This is a genomic window from Alkalibacterium sp. f15 (genome assembly GCF_049389645.1).
In the GTDB taxonomy this organism is placed as follows: Bacteria; Bacillota; Bacilli; order Lactobacillales; family Carnobacteriaceae_A; genus Alkalibacterium.
In genome coordinates, this window is record NZ_CP186540.1 from 637,652 (window position 1) to 657,710 (window position 20,059).

The 20,059-nt window shown below is 37.5% G+C and carries 15 protein-coding genes; 5 read left to right on the top strand and 10 right to left on the bottom strand.

Annotated features, from left to right (window positions below):
- Positions 1-387: 387 nt before the first annotated feature.
- The 4 genes from ACO1PF_RS03190 to ACO1PF_RS03205 form a co-directional block, all read right to left on the bottom strand.
- Entirely contained in the window at positions 388-2,250 is a 1,863-nt protein-coding gene (locus ACO1PF_RS03190) for an ABC transporter ATP-binding protein (protein WP_423189912.1), read from the bottom strand.
- On the bottom strand, positions 2,250-3,971 hold the full coding sequence (locus tag ACO1PF_RS03195) for an ABC transporter ATP-binding protein (protein ID WP_423189913.1): 1,722 nt from the start codon (positions 3,969-3,971) through the stop codon (positions 2,250-2,252). The genes ACO1PF_RS03190 and ACO1PF_RS03195 overlap by 1 nt, the downstream gene beginning before the upstream one ends.
- Positions 3,968-4,609 (bottom strand): TetR/AcrR family transcriptional regulator, encoded by a 642-nt coding sequence (locus ACO1PF_RS03200; RefSeq protein WP_423189914.1) that lies wholly within the window; start codon positions 4,607-4,609, stop codon positions 3,968-3,970. Before ACO1PF_RS03200 ends, ACO1PF_RS03195 begins: the two co-directional genes overlap by 4 nt.
- A 141-nt stretch (positions 4,610-4,750) precedes the next feature.
- Positions 4,751-5,956, bottom strand: coding sequence for an AI-2E family transporter (locus ACO1PF_RS03205; RefSeq protein ID WP_423189915.1), 1,206 nt, complete (start codon positions 5,954-5,956; stop codon positions 4,751-4,753).
- Between the two features lie 159 nt (positions 5,957-6,115).
- Between ACO1PF_RS03205 and ACO1PF_RS03210 the strand changes: the two genes are divergently transcribed.
- Positions 6,116-7,153 (top strand): lactonase family protein, encoded by a 1,038-nt coding sequence (locus ACO1PF_RS03210; RefSeq protein WP_423189916.1) that lies wholly within the window; start codon positions 6,116-6,118, stop codon positions 7,151-7,153.
- 47 nt (positions 7,154-7,200) lie between these two features.
- The gene (locus ACO1PF_RS03215; RefSeq protein WP_423189917.1) at positions 7,201-7,824 is read left to right on the top strand and encodes a flavin reductase family protein; all 624 of its coding nucleotides are present in this window, start codon (positions 7,201-7,203) and stop codon (positions 7,822-7,824) included.
- Between the two features lie 87 nt (positions 7,825-7,911).
- Here ACO1PF_RS03215 and ACO1PF_RS03220 read toward each other — a convergent pair whose 3' ends face one another.
- The gene (locus ACO1PF_RS03220; protein ID WP_423189918.1) at positions 7,912-8,418 is read right to left on the bottom strand and encodes a PTS sugar transporter subunit IIA; all 507 of its coding nucleotides are present in this window, start codon (positions 8,416-8,418) and stop codon (positions 7,912-7,914) included.
- Positions 8,419-8,616: 198 nt separating this feature from the next.
- On the opposite strand from ACO1PF_RS03220, the gene ACO1PF_RS03225 reads away from it, so the two are divergent.
- A complete protein-coding gene (locus tag ACO1PF_RS03225) occupies positions 8,617-9,438 on the top strand; it encodes an undecaprenyl-diphosphate phosphatase (protein WP_423189919.1) in 822 nt (273 codons plus the stop codon).
- Positions 9,439-9,785: 347 nt separating this feature from the next.
- On the opposite strand, the gene ACO1PF_RS03230 is transcribed toward ACO1PF_RS03225, so the two are convergent.
- The 5 genes from ACO1PF_RS03230 to glgB all read right to left on the bottom strand — a co-directional run bounded on the left by ACO1PF_RS03230 (position 9,786) and on the right by glgB (position 18,201).
- Positions 9,786-12,224 (bottom strand): glycogen/starch/alpha-glucan phosphorylase, encoded by a 2,439-nt coding sequence (locus ACO1PF_RS03230; RefSeq protein WP_423189920.1) that lies wholly within the window; start codon positions 12,222-12,224, stop codon positions 9,786-9,788.
- 227 nt (positions 12,225-12,451) lie between these two features.
- Positions 12,452-13,891 (bottom strand): glycogen synthase GlgA, encoded by a 1,440-nt coding sequence (gene glgA / locus ACO1PF_RS03235; RefSeq protein WP_423189921.1) that lies wholly within the window; start codon positions 13,889-13,891, stop codon positions 12,452-12,454.
- An 8-nt stretch (positions 13,892-13,899) separates the two neighbouring features.
- Positions 13,900-15,075, bottom strand: a complete 1,176-nt coding sequence (glgD, locus tag ACO1PF_RS03240) for a glucose-1-phosphate adenylyltransferase subunit GlgD (protein ID WP_423189922.1) — start codon at positions 15,073-15,075, stop codon at positions 13,900-13,902.
- Positions 15,065-16,210, bottom strand: a complete 1,146-nt coding sequence (locus ACO1PF_RS03245; RefSeq protein ID WP_423189923.1) for a glucose-1-phosphate adenylyltransferase — start codon at positions 16,208-16,210, stop codon at positions 15,065-15,067. Before ACO1PF_RS03245 ends, glgD begins: the two co-directional genes overlap by 11 nt.
- A 74-nt stretch (positions 16,211-16,284) precedes the next feature.
- Positions 16,285-18,201 (bottom strand): 1,4-alpha-glucan branching protein GlgB, encoded by a 1,917-nt coding sequence (glgB, locus tag ACO1PF_RS03250; RefSeq protein ID WP_423189924.1) that lies wholly within the window; start codon positions 18,199-18,201, stop codon positions 16,285-16,287.
- A 249-nt stretch (positions 18,202-18,450) separates the two neighbouring features.
- Between glgB and ACO1PF_RS03255 the strand changes: the two genes are divergently transcribed.
- Positions 18,451-19,053: an NfeD family protein gene (locus tag ACO1PF_RS03255; protein ID WP_423189925.1), complete on the top strand. Its 603-nt coding sequence runs from the start codon at positions 18,451-18,453 to the stop codon at positions 19,051-19,053.
- 15 nt (positions 19,054-19,068) lie between these two features.
- Positions 19,069-20,058: a flotillin-like protein FloA gene (gene floA, locus ACO1PF_RS03260; protein ID WP_423189926.1), complete on the top strand. Its 990-nt coding sequence runs from the start codon at positions 19,069-19,071 to the stop codon at positions 20,056-20,058.
- Position 20,059 lies beyond the last annotated feature (1 nt).

The window sequence follows — 20,059 nt, forward strand, 5'->3', positions numbered from 1 at the left end:
AACCTGCCCTTATTCGGTCATTACTGCAGCACTTTTAATCCCTAAGTGTCGAACCTGTTCCAACTTCGGTCGTTTCAATACATTTAGCCGCTCCTAATTACCGAACCTGCCCTTATTCGGTCATTACTGCAGCACTTTTAATCCCTAAGTGTCGAACCTATTCCAACTTCGGTCGTTTCAATACATTTAGCCGCTCCTAATTACCGAACCTGCCCTTATTCAGTCATTACTGCAGCACTTTTAATCCCTAAGTGTCGAACCTGCTCACAGCAGTGTTTTCAATTAAGCAAAACTTAACTAATATTGGAATTACAATACTAATTAAGTCTTGAGATTATACTTCCTTAAAATAAAAAAGTGCTGCCTCCTAATGAGACAGCACTTTCTTTATACGGCTTTTAATTGTGCATCTGGTGTTTGAAATTGTGCGTTATATAAATCGGCATAAAAGCCATCTTGTTCCATTAATCCCTCGTGATCGCCTGTTTCCAGAACATCACCGTGATCCATAACAATAATTTTGTCTGCATCTCTGATCGTAGACAACCGGTGAGCCACCACAAAACTCGTTCTATTTTCTAACAGTTTCCCCATCGCGCGTTGTATCAATATTTCAGTACGCGTATCTACAGAAGACGTTGCTTCGTCTAATATTAAAATTTCGGGATCGGCAAGGAATGCTCTGGCAATCGTAATCAGCTGTCTTTGCCCTTGAGAAATATTTGTGCCTTCCTCATTCAATATCGTGTCATAGCCATCTGGCAAACGTCTGACAAATTCATCAACGTGAGCTGCAATTGAGGCTTCAAGTATTGTCTCTTCACTCGGCTCTTCATCATGACTGCCATATTTAAGGTTTTCCCAAATCGTTCCGTTAAACAACCACGTATCCTGCAGAACCATTGAGAATTTTCTTCTTAAGTGATCACGCTCAATGTCTCTGGTGTCGATACCTTCATAACGAATACTTCCGCCTTTAACATCATAAAACCGCTCAAGTAAATTGATCAAAGTCGATTTTCCTGCTCCGGTTGGTCCGACAACAGCAATCATTTCTCCTTGTTTAACGGTTAAATTGAAGTCTGTCATCAGTAATTCCTCGTTGTCATAACCAAACTGAACATGTTCAAATTCAATCTTATATGGCGAGTGTTTTTTAGGTTCCAGACCAGAATGTGTTTCTTCCATCGGCTCCTCATCAAGCACTTCAAAAACTCGCTCACATGAAGCAATCGTTACTTGAATCGTGTTGGCTAAGTTGGCGATTTGTCTGACAGGTTGTGAGAATTGGTTAACGTATTGAATGAAGGCCTGCACGTTACCTAAAGAAACTGTCCCATTTGCTACACCTATCCCCCCGACAATGGCAACCCCAAAGTATCCCAGGTCTCGAGAGAAACTGACTAATGGCATCATTATCCCTGTCAGAAATTGTGCTTTCCATGAGGCATCATTCAATTTATCGCTTTGTTCCATGAATTTTTCTATCTCAGCTTCTTCTCTATTGTATGTTTTAACAATTGTATGTCCTGAGAACGTTTCTTCTACGTGATCATTGAGTATACCCAATTCTTTTTGCTGTAGTCCAAATTGTTTCTGTGACTTTGGCGCAACGTAAGCAATGAGTAAAAAACTTATTGGAACAGTTACAATTGTTACTAATGACAGTCGAATATCGATAGCAAACATAATAACAAGAACAGTGAAAAATTGAACCACACTCAAAATGAATTGTGTCAATGATTGCTGCAGTGTATTCGCAATCTGATCCATATCGTTAACAGCACGTGACATAATATCTCCATTTGAATGGGTATCATAATATCTAATAGGCAGTGTTGCCATTTTTTCTTTCAAATCTTTTCGCATATCATAAACCGTTTTTTGAGCAATACGAGCGGTAATGAATTGCTCGAAATATCGGAACACCGCTTCAATAACATATACGATAGAAACGATAATTAAAATGTTTCGGATATACTCAAAGTTGATAGGAAAAGTAGTCACTGTTGTTCCAGCTTCTCTCAAAGCTGACCCTTCTTGAATACCCCGATACACTTCAGTTGTCGCTCGACCTAAAATGTATGGTGCTATCGTAGCCATTATCGTTGAAGCGATGACCATTAGCAGGGTTGCCGCTAATCCCCAAGAACGAGTGGACATATACCGAACAAGTCGGCGGATCGTTCCCCAGAAATCTTTTGCTTTTTTAGCTTTTAAGTGAGCCGCACTTTTTTCACTGTCTTTCATTAAATGTCTTCTCCTTTCAGCTGAGACTCCATTATTTCCTGGTAAACCTTGTTGGTTGCTTTTAATTTTTCATGTGTGCCTTTACCGGCTATGGTGCCTTTATCCAGCACGATGATTTCATCGGCATCTATAACGGTGCTGATGCGTTGAGCAATGATGACAACAGCTACGTCTTTTGTTGCTGGTGCCAGCGCTTCTCTCAGCAACGCATCTGTCTTGAAATCGAGCGCTGAGAAAGAATCATCAAAAACTAGAATAGCTGCATCAGTTACCAGTGCTCTAGCAATGCTTAAACGTTGTCTTTGACCGCCAGAGAAGTTTCCTCCTCCATGTTCAACACGAGAATCTAGCCCTTCCGACAACCCCAATACGAAGTCCTTTCCCTGAGCTATATCCAATGCATGCCATATTTCACCATCATTGGCATCCGGCTTACCATATTTCAAGTTATCGCGAATAGTCCCGGAGAACAAGACTGCCTTTTGAGGAGCAAAACCGATAAGTTGACGCAGCTCTCCTTGTTTGACATTTTTAATGTCAATACCGTTGACCTCTATCGCTCCGCTCTCGACATCATAGAGGCGAGGAATTAAATTGGCTAACGTTGTTTTTCCAGAACCCGTTCCTCCAATGATTGCTAATCTCTCTCCTTTTTTCAGAGTGAAATCAATATCTTTGAGCGCAAGTTTCTCGGCTCCGTCGTAACGATAATTAACATGATTAAAGCGTAATGAAGCATCTTGTTCTATATTTAATTTAGTTGGATTCGTGGGATCTTTAATGATATTGGGCGTATCTAATACTTCTATGACACGAGCGGCAGCAATCTGTCCTCTCGGCAGAAAAAACAGGACCATCGAAACCATAAAGACACCAATAAGAATTTGCATGGCATAAGTCATAAAAGCGATTAAATTCCCTACTTGCATCTCACCTATGCTGATTAATTGAGAACCAAACCAGATGATCATAATATTGGTTATACTTACCGCTAAGATCATTGAGGGCATCATGAACGCTAAGCGGGTATAAGCCTTGATCGACGTCGCAGCAAAGTCCCAGTTGGCTTCATCAAAACGCTCTTTCTCATACTCGTCTTTATTAAATGCACGGATCACGCGAATCCCCGTTAAACCTTCTCGGAAGACTTTATTGAGTCTGTCAGTCTTCAATTGCATGGATTTAAATATAGGACTCGTGGATTTCAGAATAATTAATAATAAGAGACCTAGAATTGGCATAGAGACTAAGAATACAAAAGCTAATTGAGGTTCTCTTATATAAGCCATAATCCCCGCCCCAATAACAAGAAAAGGAGCCAGCATCATCATACGCAAAATCATCATCATAACAAACTGAATTTGCATGACATCATTCGTTGTTCGCGTAATCAATGTAGACGTTCCAAATTTATCGATTTCTTCATTAGTGAAATAAGTCACCATAGTATAAATTTTTCTGCGGATCTTATTTCCTAAACCTTGTGATTCTTTTGCTGCATAATAGACATTTATCAATGCCGCAACAATCGTGATCAACGTGAAGGCTAGCATAATAAAACCTGTTCGTATGATGTAATTTATATCTCCTTCTGCAACACCATAATCAATAATATTGGCCGTAAACGTGGGCAAGGCTAACATGCCCACAACTTGTATGGCTAAAAATATCAAACTTAATAATATTCGCCACGGATTCATCCATCTCGCTAATCTAATCATTCGCTCTCCTCTTTCTTATCGGAAATGGCAATACCATAAGTAATCCATTCCAATCGTTTTGAAAATAAAATCTGAGTTTCACTAACAGATAATTCTTCCCAGAAACCTTCCATGATCGTGTCATTCAGCATGCTTAAAATATATTTTAAAACATCAATAAGTTCTGTTTCAGACGTCACTTTAAGATTATCTCTTTTTACAACATCAACTATGCGTTTACCGTCAGGTAGTTTATGAGAACTCGTCTGCTTGAAATCCACGCGGGCTTCTTGATTTATCTGATAATTCATGTGTAAATACATATTTTCGAAAAATCCAAACTTTTCAGATTCCATAATGTATTTTATATATTTCTCACTGAATAGTTTATATCCTTCATAGAAGTCCCCATCTTTTTCCGTAAAACTTTTAAACATCAAATTGCGATAATTATAACGGAATTTCCCAATCAAAAAGAAATATAAATCTTTTTTATCTTCAAAATATTGATAAAAACTTCCTCGAGAAATTTTAGCATTTTTTACGATATTTGAAATAGATGCTTCATTTAAAGACTTGGCCGAGAACTCTTTCATTGCTCCAGCTATTAATCGTTTCTTCTTATCTTCAGGTAAATTGAAAAATGTTTGTGTCGGCATATCGTAAACTCCTTCTATAAATATAAAAATGACGAGTTGTCACATTATATCATTATATGTGACAGCATGTCATTAAGCAAGAGTGTTTTCTAAAAAAAAAAATACGTTTTAATTCCAGTTTCCAGGAATTAAAACGTCAGTTTATTTAGTTGTTTTAATTATTTCACTTGATATTTCTGCTGTTTCATCTTCGTTTTCATAAAGACCTGAATACTTTTTATACCATTCAAAGAACATTGAGACAGCTATTTTGATGATAGCATAGCCTGGTATCCCAAAAACGACACCTATCAGTCCAAATAAACGACCCGCAATAAGCAACAGAAAAATAATATTGACGGGATGAATTTTCAATGAACTTCCCAAAACCTGAGGAGAAATCACGCGTCCTTCCAGTAACTGTTCAATTCCAAAAACAATGATGACTTTTAACAGCATAAACGGTGAATCGACCACAGCTATAATGAGAGCAGGTATAGTAGCGATAATAGAGCCCAGATAAGGAATTAAATTTAATAAGCCTGCAAATATGCCTAATGTCAAAGCAAAATCCAATCCTATCAGCGTAAAACCAATCCAGAACATTATCCCGACAAATATAGCTACAATCAGCTGTCCCCTAACATAATAGCTTATTTGTCTGTTGCAATCTGTTAAAAGCTTAATAACCGTTGGTCTCGCTTTAGTAGGTATGAATTTTAAAGCTTTATGTGGAACTTCTTTCCCATCTTTAAGTAAGTAATATAGAACAAACGGCGTGGTAAACAGCGTTATAAACAGACGAGTAATTATCCCGATAACACTGCCAATCCCACCAACAGTTGCATTTAAAACAGCTGACATTTGATTCGTGACTGTTTCAATAAAGGGGGTTTCACCATTTTCATTCATAAATTCTGACAGGGCCTGAGTATTAAAAAGAGATTCTATCTGGCCAATAAAATTAGACCAATAAGACGGCCAGCTTTCTAAGAGTGAAGCAACCTGCATTTGAATAATTGGAACAAGATAATTCATTCCACCTATTATGAGAAGAATAACAATACTAAAAACGAACGCAATAGCAGAATTTCTAGAAAACCGTTTCTTTTCTAGCCAGTCAACCACTGGCGTAAGCAGATAATAAAAGATAACAGCAAAAACGATTGGTGGTCCAATAATGCTAAATGCTATTGTAATCGGTTCAAATATAAAAGAAATACTGGTAATCATATAAATATTTACTGCTAAAAGAAAGATGATCAAAAGGACCGTCACAAATTTATTATCTAAAATCTGCTTCCAAAACCAAGTCTTGTACCATTGTTCAGTGTTTTTCTTTTTCTCTTCACTTTCCACATCTTTCACCCACTCCTACTTCCTGCTAATTAGTTATATTTTAGCATATAACCTAGGCTGAAAGGAACAAATATACCCCGACCAAAATAGAGCAGTCTCTTTTGTATCCTTCTTCTTAAATCTGTTATACTATTTAAGTGAATTGAATCGATTTAAGGAGGAATAATAATGAATCAAAAAATCTTGCTAGGTACGTATACTAAAAGAGAAAGTAAGGGTATATATAGCATAGAATTAGATGAAATAGAAAAAAAGTTAAAACACTTAAAAGAAGAAGTACCTGTAGAGAGCCCCACTTATCTTACCGGAAATAAAGATTACAGTTTGCTCTTTTCAATTGCAAAATCTCCTGATGGAAAAGGGGGCATTAAATCTTTCAAGAAAAGCACAGACGGTTTATATACTGAAGTAGATAGTTTGTTCGAAGAAGGCGCACCGCCTTGTTATATCGCATATAACCGGACTAGAAATCAAGTATATACTGCCAACTACCATAAAGGTGAAGTATGTGTGTACCAGGTATCACCAGAAGGTCAATTATCGTTACTAGATAAAAATATACATTCAGGGAAATCTGTCCATGAGAATCAAAAGTCACCTCATGCACATTATTTCGACCTCGCACCTGATGGACAGTTTTTAATTGCCTGTGATTTAGGTACCGATGAAGTAGTGGTGTACACTCTCGACGAAGAAAACAAGTTAACTGTCAGTGACATCATCTCCGTTACTCCAGGAACAGGTCCCAGACATGTAGCGTTCCATCCCAACAACCGTTTCGCTTATGTAGTAGGGGAATTAAGTAGTGATATTTTGGTTTTCAGCTATAACAGCAAAACTGGAACTCTGAGTCCTATTCAAACCATTTCATCTATACCAGAGGATCATCACACATTTAATGGTGGCGCTGCGATCCGCGTATCTTCTGATGGTAAGTTCGTTTATGCATCAAATCGCGGACATGACTCTATTGTCACATACAAAGTAGCTGAAGACGGGACCTTGTCCTTAGTTAATTACACGTCAACCGAAGGACAAATACCTCGTGATTTTAATCTTGATCCCTCTGAGTCTTTTATCGTGGTTGGTCATCAAGATTCTGATAATTTATCATTGTTTGAAAGAAATAAAGAAAACGGGACACTCACTCTTGTGCAAAAAGATGTTTATGCCCCTGAAGTTATTTGTGTCCAATTTGAATCTTAAAAAATAGGTTTGAGTTAAGTTTCATCAAACCATTGAAGGAGTCAATTATGCATCATTATAAAACAAGTGACATATCACTGAAGCAGCAATACAAATTTTTAACAGGTAGCGTAATCCCACGGCCTATAGCCTGGATAACGTCACTTAATGAATCAGGTAACATTATTAATCTTGCTCCCTTTAGTTTTTTCAGTGTTGCTTCCAACCAAGTACCTTTACTCTCTGTCTCCATCTTGAGAACAGATGAAAAATCAAAAGACACAGCTAACAATATATTAAATCAAAAAGAAGCAGTTGTTCATATCGTCAGCCGACCACTCACCGAAGCAATGAACGAAACATCTGCGCCTCTGTCTCCAGATAAAAGTGAACTGGAACGAACAAATCTGCATTTAGTCGACAGCCAAACGGTTAAAGTTCCTGGCATTAAAGAAGCCTTGATTCGATTCGAGACGGTTTTATATCAATATGTTCCCATAAAAAACGAATCCGGCGAGATTGTTACGGATCATTTTCTCTTGAAAGTGACCGATTTCCACTTTGATAAAGAGGTGTTTGATTCAGATAGAGATTACATTCTGGCTGATAAATTGGATCCTATGGCTCGATTATCCGGTCTGGATTATTCTACATTAGGCGATATCCTTTCATTTAAGCGACCCACAAATTAAAAAAAGCGTCTTTGGATTGTATGAACTGCTCTCTGTCAAGTAGACAGGGACCAGTTCAGTATCCAAGGACGCTTTTTAAATGCTGTTTTATTTTGAAGAAACGGTACCGATTTCAGTACCTCTGGTTGTTTCACCTGTTATATTTAATGTGTAATCATTGACTTGATCCATATTCGTAAAGACCACAATAACGGTATTTTTCTTGCCTGCTTTATTCAAGCCTTCAAGATCAACTGTCGATATTTTTGTTTCAGGTGTAACTCTGTCGCCTTCTTTAACTAAGGTATCAAAAGGACCACCCTCGAGTTCTACTGTATCTATGCCTATGTGGACAAGAACTTCGATACCGTTGTCTAGTTCGAGACCAACAGCATGTTGTGTAGGAAATACACTTACAACTTTAGCTGATACTGGAGAATAAACATCACCATCACTTGGAATAATGCCAAAGCCGTCTCCCATCATTTTTTGAGAAAAGACTGGATCTTCTACTTCCTCAATTGGAATCACCTTGCCATTCACTGGACTACTCAACGTTGCATTTGGATCTTTCGATTCTTTACTTTTTCCCTTTAGAAAATCAAACATTCCCATATTTTTCCCTGCTTTCTTTTAATTTAGGTCTTTTATTGCTTATATATAGTTGCTATCTTACCGTTAATCATAGCATACTTAAGGGAAATCTTGAACCAAAATGAATTTTATATTAAATTATCGATAATTTATTGCATTTTTACCATAAGTTCGATATTATTAGAAAGCTAATAAATTTTTACAAAGGGAGTTATTTGAGTGTTCATAGAAATTATTAAATCAATCATTTTAGGAATTGTACAAGGGATCACAGAGTGGTTACCTATTAGTAGTACAGGTCACATGATTCTTGTCGATGAGTTTTTAGTTTTAAATACCAGTGATGCGTTTAAAGAGATGTTTCTAGTTGTTATTCAGCTGGCTTCAATACTTGCGGTGGTAATCATCTTTTTCAGAAAGCTAAACCCGTTTGACTTTGACAAGACCGACAACCAAAAAAAAGAAACATGGCACATCTGGTTAAAAGTCGTCATCGGTGTCATACCTGCTGCTTTCTTCGGCTTGTTATTTGAAGACGTCATTAACGACGTCTTTTACAATTGGCAGACGGTGGCTGTCGCACTGATCTTTTACGGTATTGCCTTTATAATTATTGAAAAACGAAATGAAGGTAAAGTGCCGAAAATCGAGACTTGGGAACAGTTGACCTATAAAGTCGCGTTAATGATCGGTTTTTTCCAAGTACTGGCACTCATACCGGGAACATCACGCTCTGGGGCAACCATTGTTGGAGCTATTTTAATTGGGGCAGCTAGACCTATCGCTGCAGAATATTCATTCTTCCTGTCTATTCCTGTCATGTTTGGAGCCAGCCTAATTAAATTACTTGGATTCGGCTTTAGTTTTACACCGGAAGAATTGATCATTTTACTTGTGGGCTGTCTCTTCTCATTCATCGTTTCAATCTTTGCGATTAAATTCTTGATGAACTACATTAGAAAAAATGATTTCAGCGTGTTCGGCTGGTATCGCATTATAGTCGGTCTTGTGGTCATAGGCTACTTCGCGATATTAGGATAATCAAAACTACAAACATATGAAAAGGACGGGACATTAGTTCCGTCCTTTTTCTTATACTGATATCTTCTCTAAAAAACCTCATCGGTTATTCAAAGCCTATCGATAGTGTGATGTGGCTCAGGGCTAAAAAAAATCCTCGATTATTTATACATGTAAGATCAAAGTGATAACCGAATCGACAAACCCCGTCTCGATAATAACCCACAGTTTACAACTGCAAAAACTCGTATGATTTGGCATTACATCCGCATACTTTTTTGAAAATTCGGATAAAAAAACAGAGTAGAGAAAATCTCTACTCTGTTTTTTGAGTTACTGTAAAAAATGTTCCATGTTACTAGAAAAGATTACCCAATAGGTTCATCAAGGGGTTGGACACTATTGTTTAGGTCCCCGCATTGTTTCACTTTCCAAATATCATCCGCATAACGTTTGATTGTATAGTCTGCTGAAAATGGTGCGGATGAGGCAATATTCAAGAGTGATTTTCTTGTCCACTCTTTCTGGTCTTTATAAAGTTCATCAATTTTCTCCTGTGCTTCAACATAGGAATCAAAATCTTTCAAGACAAAATATTCATCATTGAAATGAACGAGCGATTCAAAAATAGCATTGCCTTCCCCTTGCAGTCCGGGAATCGTCCCATCTCTTAAGGCATCTAAACTACGTCGAACTCTATCGTTAGATTCATAGATATATCTTGAACTATAATTTTGAGCTGCTTTCAGTGCGTATACTTCATCACTGGATAAACCAAAAACAAACATGTTTTCTTCACCAACAAAATCTCTGATTTCGATGTTGGCACCATCCAGTGTGGCTAACGTCAGTGCGCCGTTTGCCATTAATTTCATATTACTTGTTCCTGAAGCTTCCATACTAGCAAGTGAGATTTGTTCACTAACATCAGCTGCCGGGATTATTTTTTCGGCTAGTGAAACGCCATAATTTTCAAAGAAAACTATTTTAAGTTTATCTCCTATATCAGGATCGTTGTTGACCAAATCGGCTAATGAATTAATCACTTTAATGATTTGTTTTGCGTAAACATAACTAGGTGCCGCTTTGGCTCCAAAAATAAATACCCGAGGCACAAAGTCTGTATCCGGATTCTGTTTAATTTCCAGATAACGATGAAGAATATGCAACATATTCATATGCTGGCGTTTATACGCATGCAGTCGCTTGATCTGCACATCGAATAAGGCTTCAGGATTCACTTTGATTCCTTTGACTTCTTCAATATACTCCGCCAATCGCTGTTTGTTCTCAAGTTTGATTTCAGCTAATTTTTTAAGTGTTTTTTTGCTTTTTTCAAAGCCTTTGAACACTTTTAATTCTGAAGGGTTTTTCTTCCATTCTTCACCAATTTTCTCATCAATAAGTTGAGTTAATCCCGGGTTCGAAAGATGGACCCAGCGTCTTTGCGTAATTCCATTGGTTTTATTGTTGAAACGTTCAGGATAAAGTTCAAAGAAATCTTTCAATACGTCATTCATCAAAATTTCTGTGTGTAACTTAGCTACACCGTTGACACTGTGACTTCCTATGACTGCAAGGTGGGCCATGTTGACTACCCCGTTTTGAAGGATCGCTGTTTGCCATGTTATGCTTTCGCCATAAAGAGGCGATGTTGTTTCAACAAAACGTCGATTGATTTCTTCGATAATCATATAAATACGCGGCAATAGGTCCTTCATCATATCTATTGGCCATTTTTCTAAAGCTTCACGCAAAATCGTGTGATTGGTGTAACTACATGTCTTGAATGTAATTTCCCATGCTTGTTCCCAGGATAAATGTTCTTCGTCTAGTAATATGCGCATCATCTCTGGAATAACTAAAGCAGGGTGCGTATCATTGATGTGTATTGCTACTTTATCAGGTATATTTTTCCTAGGCATATTATACTTACTGAAATGACGCAAAATAGATTGCACGCCTGCTGAAACCATGAAGTATTCTTGCTTTAATCTGAGTAAGCGGCCTTCGTAATTTGAATCATCTGGATATAAAACTTGCGTAATTTCTTTGATCGGTTCCGTTGCTTCCAGTGTGTGGTAATTATCTTCTTCTTCAACTGGAATCTCTGCGGACCATAACCTGAGATTGTTTACTGCGTTATTTCTATAACCTACCATAGGCGTATCGTATGGCACCGCTAAAACATTCAGTGTGTTTTCATACTTCGTTTCCAAATGCCCTAAGTGATTTTCTTCTAACCAAACATTCCCGCCAAATCTAATCATGCAGGTTGATTTGACATTACGTGTTTCCCAGACATTTCTATAACGCAGCCAATTTTCAGGCAATTCGACTTGGTAGCCATCAACAAATTTCTGTTTAAATAAACCATATTGATAGCGAATACCGTTCCCGTTTCCGGGGATGCCTAAAGAAGCAAGTGAATCCATAAAACAGGAACCTAAACGTCCTAATCCGCCGTTTCCTAATGCTGGATCAGCTTCGGCTTTTTCTAGTTCTTCGAATGACAAGCCCATTTCACTTAATCCTTCTTTGATCGTATCGAGCAGCCCTAAGTTATAGGCATTATTTTTTAATTGTCGTCCAGGAAGAAATTCCATAGAAAAATAGAAAATTTGCTTTACACTATTTTTTACATATTTTTCACGTGTTTCTTTCCAATCACCAGACAAATAATTTTTTACATACAAACCGAGTGCATTATATTGTTGTTCGGTTGAACCCTCTTCATAAGAATAAGCGTACAAACTTTGAAATTGAACTTTAAAATCTTTTATAAACTCTTCAACTGTTAATGACATATGCATTCCTCCATGTGTTGATAATAATTATACCTTAATGGTAAAGATAAGAAAAGATACGCTGAACAACGCATCTTCTGATTTTTAAATAAAACGTCTAATTAAAAGCCTATTTATTCAACACTTTCATCATAAGTGTTAATCATGTATTAATTGACAGTTATGTCACTTTCCCCCACAAAAGAACCCGAACGATCGGCACGAAGCTAATCATTCGAGTTCTTTAATTAATAAACTAAGTGTTTATATTGTTCGATATACTTTTCAGCTGATTTTTCCCAACTGTTGTTTTCAGTCATTCCACGAATTTGTAACAATTCAAAACTATCTGGTTTGTCGTAGTAGACTTTCAAGGCACTGTCGATGGTATCGAGCATGGTTTTCACATTGAAATCGTGAAAACTAAAGCCATTACCCTCTTCTGTAAATTCATTGTAAGGCTCGATCGTATCCTTTAAGCCACCGACTTCATGTACGATAGGCACTGTGCCGTAACGCAATGAATTGAGCTGTGACAAACCGCATGGTTCGAACTCTGAAGGCATTAGGAAAAAGTCGACCCCTGCATATATCCATTGAGCCAGTTCATTATCAAAATCGATAATTGCTTGACACTTATCTGGATATTTTCTAGTAAAGTGTTTAAAGCCATCTTCAAAATATGATTTACCCGTTCCAAGCAAGACAAATTGTGCATTCCTAAAGTTAAGCAGCTCTTCCATAGCATCTACAATAAGCTGAACACCTTTTTGTTCATCTAATCTTGTAACGACACCAATCAAAGCTATATCCGCCTCTTCAGGTAACCCCACTCTTGCCTGCAATGCCTTTTTATTCTTTAATTTTCCACTTAAATCTTCTGCAGAGAATTGATAGGGTATAGATTCATCTTTTTCAGGATTATAAGTATCATAATTAATACCATTTAATATGCCTACAAGCTTGTACTTGATTCTTCTCAAATCACTGTCCAAACCATAACCAAATTTAGGTGTTTGAATTTCTTCAGCATATGTCGGACTAACGGTAGTTACTAAGTCGGAATAATATAGAGCTCCTTTTAGCCAACATACCTTATCGCCATATTTCAGACCTTCTTCATGAAAAGCAGCATATCCTATATTAAATAGATCGGATAAGACGTACTGATCATAAACGCCTTGGAAGAGTATATTGTGAATCGTTGTAACGGTTTTGATATCCTTCAAGGTATTGATCCAGGCATACTTATCTTTAAGCAGTACTGGAATCATGGCTGTCTGCCAGTCATTGACGTGCAAGACCTCAGGGATAAAATCGATTTTTTCCAGCATTTCTATAACAGCCTGCTGAAAGAAAGCAAAACGTTCACCGTCATCACCATAATCGTAAAGATTGGGACGATCAAAATAAAAAAGATTATCAATGAAATAGTAGGTCACAGACTCTTTCACTAATTTTTTTATACCACAATACTGTTGTCGCCAACCTACTCCTACAGTAAAATCAGTCACATGTTCCAGCTTTTCTTGTGTTTTCTTATCCAGTTTTTGAACGAAGTAGGGCAATACGACACGAACATCATGACCATTTGCAGCTAGCTCTTTCGGTAAAGATCCCATCACATCACCGAGGCCCCCTGTTTTAAAGAAAGGTGCACACTCAGAAGCAGCAAATAATATTTTCATTTTTTTATTCACCCTTCCTCTATATTCCCTTCCGAATAAATCACGCTGTTCTTAGCTACGACGATTGGGTTCTCACGCGTACCTTCCAACTTAGCTCCTTTTTTGACATAGACGTGTTTATCTAAGATGACATATTTTAAATGCGCGCCTTCTTCAATATAGGAATCTTGCATGATAATAGAATCTTCAATTTGTGCATCTTTGGAAACGAAAACTTTGCGGAAGATCAACGAATTTTTAACTGTTCCATAAACTTCACAATCATTAGCAAATTGAGCGTTCTCAATGATAGCGGTGTCGCCAAAGTACGTTGGTGCTGAATTTTTAGGTTTTGTAAGTACTGGATTGGCTCGATAGAACAACGCATTAAAGTTATCTTCATTCAACATATCCATATTAGCCTCGAAATAACTAGGAATATCCTCAATCACTTTTAGATAACCTGTATATTCGTAGCCATAAATCGGATTATTTGCCTCAACAGTAAACTGAATGAAGTTCTTTACCGTTATATCCATGTTTTTTTGTTTTGCCTTGAACAAATAATCTAAAAAGGTTTGTTTGCATAGAATCATCATTTCCATATTCAAGAATAATGATTCGTCTCCATCTTCTATTTCTGTTACAGGACGGTAACCTTCTACGCGATCGTTGTTATTTTCACTCATTGCTAAAGAAGAGTAAATCGAATCATCGATCAATTCATTTCTTTTCACTTTTTTATAAATGACTGAAACATTACTTTCTTTATCTTTATGAAATTGAATCAACGAATCTAAACGAATATTTGATAGCATACTGGAGCCCATCAAAACCACATACTCGGCATGTGAGTGAGAAACATATTTGTAATGGTCTTCATAATAATTCTCAGTGTATTTCTCAGAATCCTCCAGTCGTGACTTGAGTTCTATATGTGAATGAGTAAAGACGCCTCCTCCAACGGAAGATTCAAGTCCCCATGTGGCTCCCGATCTGATATGGTCGTATAGAGAATGGCCGGAGCCCGAAATGAACAAGGCCGCTGAGACAGCTTCTATACTGGACAAGCTTGAAAACGGAAAGTCAATCAAACGATATCTGCAACCAAACGGCAATGCTGACAATGGTCTTCTGTTTGTTAACGGTTTAAGTTTTTCATCATTTTCCACTAAATTTAGAATAGACGCAACTTTAGTTCTCATCTGAATAGCCTCCTACTTCTTCATCATAACCTACAACTTCAATACTGTCCTCAGTTCCAATTATTTCGACACCATCATGAATATGTGCACTTTCTCCTATGATTGCTTTTTCAATGGTTACATTCTCACCTATAACGACATCTGGCATGATGAACGAATCTTTAATCACTGAATTTTTCCCTACCTTAACGTTATGAGATAAAATCGAATGATTGATTTCACCAGCAATATAACAACCATCTGTAATCATTGAGTCCGTCACTTTTGCAGAAGATGTTAAAAACTGGGGTGTCGTATTTGGATTTTTAGAGTAAACACGCCAGTTTCTATCTCTGATGTCAAGTTCATGACCAGGATCTAAGAACTCCATATTGGCACTCCAGAGACTTTCAATGGTCCCTACATCTTTCCAATATCCCTCAAAAGAATAGGCATAGATAGATTCATTATTTCTTAGGTAAGTTGGAATAACATTGTGACCAAAATCAGTTAACTGTCTATTTTTTGCCTGATTATCCACCAAATATTTTTTCAACGTAGGCCAGTCAAAAATGTAAATACCCATTGAAGCCAGATTTGATTTAGGGTTTTCAGGTTTTTCCTGGAATTCAATAATTCTATCCGTTTTATCTGTGTTCATTACGCCAAATCTTGAAGCCTCTTCCCACGGTACTGGCATGACACCTACAGTAAGTGAAGCTTTCTGTTTTTTATGATAATCCAACATTTTTTGATAATCCATTTTATAAATATGGTCCCCTGAAAGAATGACCACATAATCAGGATTTTTTTGGTCTATAAAATCGATATTTTGATAAACAGCATGAGCAGTCCCTTTAAAGAATTTTTCACCTTCCATACTTGAGTAAGGTTGTAAAATGGTTGCTTCTCCGTTATGTCTGTCTAATCCCCAGCTTGATCCATCTCCCACATGATTATTTAATATGAGTGGTTGATATTGAGTGACTACACCTACAGTATTAAATCCAGAATTGGCACAATTCGATAAAGCAAAATCGATAATTCGGTAATTACCACCAAAAGGTACAGCTGGTTTAGCTATTTGCTTAGTCAGCTTGCCTAGTCTTGATCCCTGCCCTCCGGCTAAAATCATTGCGACTGTTTCAGTTTTCATTATACTTCGGAAGTGTCTATTGACCTTCCTTCCCTCCTTATAACTGATTTTTTTTAAAATATCATTGCTGTATGTTATTCGTTTTTTGGTACGCCATACACGCGTTTTGGTTTAAGTACTACGACGCTTAGTGCAGGTAAGATCAGTTCAAGTGAATAATCTTTCCCGTGTGCTGATTCTTCATTTGTTTTTAAAACGCCTTGAGAATCTGTCCACGTTCCTCCTAATGCTTGCCATTCGGTGTTCCAAACCACTTCGTACTGGCCTTTATAAGGGACTCCAACTTTTACATTCTGTCTTTCAACCGGAACAAAATTACATAACACTACCAGAAAATCTCTAGGTTTAATTCCATTTCGGATAAAATATAAAAGAGTTTCTTCTGAATTATCAGCTTGTAAAATTTCAATGCCTTCAGAACGATGATCAACTTCCCATAACGCCCTGTGTTCTTTATAAAAAGCATTCAATTGCTTCGAAAACTCTAAATGTTTGGCATTCATTGAGTCATTTAAATTGTTCCATTCTAATCCCTCGTCAAACCGCCATTCTAGAAATTGTCCAAATTCCGCTCCCATAAATTGTAATTTTTTGCCTGGGTGCATCATTCGGTATGAATCAACAGTTCTTAGTCCTGCGAATTGGTTATAACGATCCCCAAACATCTTGTGCATCATCGATTTTTTACCATGGACAACTTCATCATGAGAAAAGGGCAATACATAATTTTCATTGAACGTATACATAAACGAGAACGTAATCAAATTGAAGTGATCTTTTCTAAACAATGGATCCATCTCAAAGAAACGAAGTGTATCGTTCATCCATCCCATATTCCATTTGTAATTGAAGCCCAAGCCACCTTCATGCACGGGATGTGTCACTTTTGGCCAAGCTGTGCTTTCTTCAGCCATCATTAACACATCGGGATGTCTCTCAAAAATCTTTTTATTCATTATCTGTATAAACTCTACACCGGCTTTATTGATATTTGTCCCTTCATCATTCGGTGTCCAGTCTCCAAGATCATAATCTAAGTAAAGCATATTGCTGACAGCATCCACTCTTAGTCCATCTAAGTGAAACTGTTCTATCCAGAATAAAGCATTGGATATTAGGTAACTGCGGACCTGGTTCTTTCCTAAGTCAAAGTTTAATGTTCCCCAACGGTTGTTGTTCCCTTGATTAGGGTCGCTGTACTCAAACTGTGGTGTGCCATCATAATAAGCCAGACCATAAGCATTACGGTTAAAGTGTCCCGGTACCCAGTCCATGATGACCCCGATGTTCTCCAGATGAGCCATTTCTACTAATTCCTGAAATTCTTCAATTGTTCCAAATTTAGAAGATAGTCCAAAGAATCCGGTTGCTTGATATCCCCAACTCGCATCGAGTGGGTGTTCCATTAAAGGCATGAATTCAATATGTGTGTAGCCCATCTCTTTTACATATGGAATCAACTCATCTTTCAATTCTGATATCGTATACCAGGAACCGTCTTCGTGATGTTTCCAGGAGCTTAAATGTACTTCATATATGTTAAGAGGCCGATTATAAATTTCAAACCTTTTACGATTAGCCATCCACAAGCCGTCTTTCCAGGATTTGTTTGGTAAATCTCGAACTACCGATGCATCATTAGGTCTGACCTCAAATTCATATGCATATGGATCGATTTTATAAGCAGCAGTTCCGTCCGCCTGAATGATTTTATACTTGTAACGCTCTCCTTGTATAGGTCTCATGTCTTTTAAAGTAAAGATCCCCGTCTCTCCAACTTTATGCATCTCATCTAATTCAGACCACTCGTTAAAATCCCCAACTAAATAAACAGCTTGAGCATGAGGTGCCCAGACAGTAAACACGTATCCATTTTCAACTTCATTACAGCCCATAGTAGTGTAACTATCGTATTGTGTCCCTTCGTTAAAAAGATAAAAAGATTCCATATCATTATTATCGTATTCTAACCTTTCTTTTCCTTCACTCATAAATATCCCCCTTAATGAAAACATCGCTTACAAATCTTACTCACATAAGATTTCGAGTAGAAACTTTTATAACATTATTGTAACTTATTGAACCTACTATACCAAATTTTTCCTCTTGTGAATAGTCTTCAATCCTTCTTTTATAATGATTCTTTAATCCGACCTCAGACCGATGACAACCCTTACTTAAAATGGTATGATGACAATGTAAGATCGTTAACGAAAACGTGGAAAGGAGGATTCATTTATATGGAAGGATTACTGCTAGGTTTAGGGTTTATCGGTATTGTTTTTGCTATTCTCACACCCTTTTTCAAAAGTGGTGCTGGCTTAGCGCTGATCAGTATGGCTGCCTACTTTCATTTTATTGGAATTGAGACATGGTTGCCGATTGTTCTATTTACTGCCGGCTTATTGCTCATTGTCTTCGAAATATTTGTACCAGAATTTGGTATAGCAGGTATTCTCGGAGTTATCTTGCTGATATTAGGTTTATATTTAACCATCGGTGATTTGGGCCAAACGGTTAGAGATTTGAGTTTATCTGTCGTCATTACGGCAGGTGTAATAATCTATCTTGTCAAGAATGGCTACTCTTTATCAAATGTCAACAAACTCGTTTTGCAGACTAATTTGCCAATCTCGACAAGTGATGAAACAGTCGAAAAAGATAAAATAACTGTTGATGCTGAAGGTATAGCGGCTACTGCTCTGCGCCCATCTGGTAAAGCGACTTTTGGTGATGATCCAACTTTTTATGACGTACTAAGCACAGATGGTCACATTTCAAAAGGAGCATCAGTAATCGTAACCAGAATCACAGGAACAAAAATAACAGTAAGAAAAAAATAGACAGGAGAAATGACTATGGATTTAATTAGTAATGGATATATAGGTGTTATAATAACCGCAGCGATAATATTAGTATTGATAAGTGTTTTCCTTCGGTTTGTACCTGTGGGATTATGGGTCACAGCGTATTTCTCAGGCGTAAAAGTCAGTATCGGTACTTTAATCGGTATGCGTTTGCGTCAAGTCACTCCCCATTCGATCATTCGTCCGCTTATCAAAGCCACTAAAGCTGGTCTTGATTTATCTGTAAATGATCTAGAAGCACATTATTTAGCGGGAGGAAATGTCAATCTTGTTATTGATGCACTCATTGCTTCCCACCGCGCTGATATCGATTTAGGCTTTATAAAAGCTGCAGCGATCGATCTGGCCGGACGTAATGTGTTTGAAGCTGTTCAAATGTCAGTTACTCCAAAAGTCATTGTGACTCCCGACATTGCAGCAGTTGCTAAAGACGGTATCGAAATCATCGCAAAAGCAAAAGTTACCGTCAGAGCAAATATCGAACGTTTAGTTGGTGGTGCAGGTGAAGATACAATCATCGCTCGTGTTGGTGAAGGTGTCGTTACGACCGTCGGTTCCGCTGATAAACATTCCGATGTTCTAGAAAATCCAGATATGATTTCTAAAACAGTATTAGGTAAAGGCTTAGATTCAGGTACAGCCTTTGAAATCCTATCCATCGATATTGCGGACGTTGACGTCGGCAGAAATATTGGCGCAAAACTCCAAACAGAACAAGCAGAAGCAGACAAAAACATTGCCCAAGCTAAAGCTGAAGAGCGTCGCTCGATGGCGATTGCTCAAGAACAGGAAATGCGTGCTGAGACTCAGAAAATGCGTGCGAGAGTGGTTGAAGCAGAAGCTGAAGTTCCACTTGCAATGTCAGAAGCTCTACGAAGCGGAAACATGGGTGTCATGGATTACTACAAAATGAAGAATGTAAATGCTGATACGGAAATGAGAACATCTATATCTGGTCAGTCAAATAAAGAAGAAGAGTGAT

Bases quoted from the DNA above. Each gene is read 5' to 3' on its own strand.
- ACO1PF_RS03190 (WP_423189912.1), bottom strand. From the start codon at position 2,250: ATGAAAGACAGTGAAAAAAGTGCGGCTCACTTAAAAGCTAAAAAAGCA.
- ACO1PF_RS03195 (WP_423189913.1), bottom strand. From the start codon at position 3,971: ATGATTAGATTAGCGAGATGGATGAATCCGTGGCGAATATTATTAAGT.
- ACO1PF_RS03200 (WP_423189914.1), bottom strand. From the start codon at position 4,609: ATGCCGACACAAACATTTTTCAATTTACCTGAAGATAAGAAGAAACGA.
- ACO1PF_RS03210 (WP_423189916.1), top strand. From the start codon at position 6,116: ATGAATCAAAAAATCTTGCTAGGTACGTATACTAAAAGAGAAAGTAAG.
- ACO1PF_RS03215 (WP_423189917.1), top strand. From the start codon at position 7,201: ATGCATCATTATAAAACAAGTGACATATCACTGAAGCAGCAATACAAA.
- ACO1PF_RS03220 (WP_423189918.1), bottom strand. From the start codon at position 8,418: ATGGGAATGTTTGATTTTCTAAAGGGAAAAAGTAAAGAATCGAAAGAT.
- ACO1PF_RS03230 (WP_423189920.1), bottom strand. From the start codon at position 12,224: ATGTCATTAACAGTTGAAGAGTTTATAAAAGATTTTAAAGTTCAATTT.
- glgA (WP_423189921.1), bottom strand. From the start codon at position 13,891: ATGAAAATATTATTTGCTGCTTCTGAGTGTGCACCTTTCTTTAAAACA.
- glgD (WP_423189922.1), bottom strand. From the start codon at position 15,075: ATGAGAACTAAAGTTGCGTCTATTCTAAATTTAGTGGAAAATGATGAA.
- ACO1PF_RS03245 (WP_423189923.1), bottom strand. From the start codon at position 16,210: ATGAAAACTGAAACAGTCGCAATGATTTTAGCCGGAGGGCAGGGATCA.
- glgB (WP_423189924.1), bottom strand. From the start codon at position 18,201: ATGAGTGAAGGAAAAGAAAGGTTAGAATACGATAATAATGATATGGAA.
- ACO1PF_RS03255 (WP_423189925.1), top strand. From the start codon at position 18,451: ATGGAAGGATTACTGCTAGGTTTAGGGTTTATCGGTATTGTTTTTGCT.
- floA (WP_423189926.1), top strand. From the start codon at position 19,069: ATGGATTTAATTAGTAATGGATATATAGGTGTTATAATAACCGCAGCG.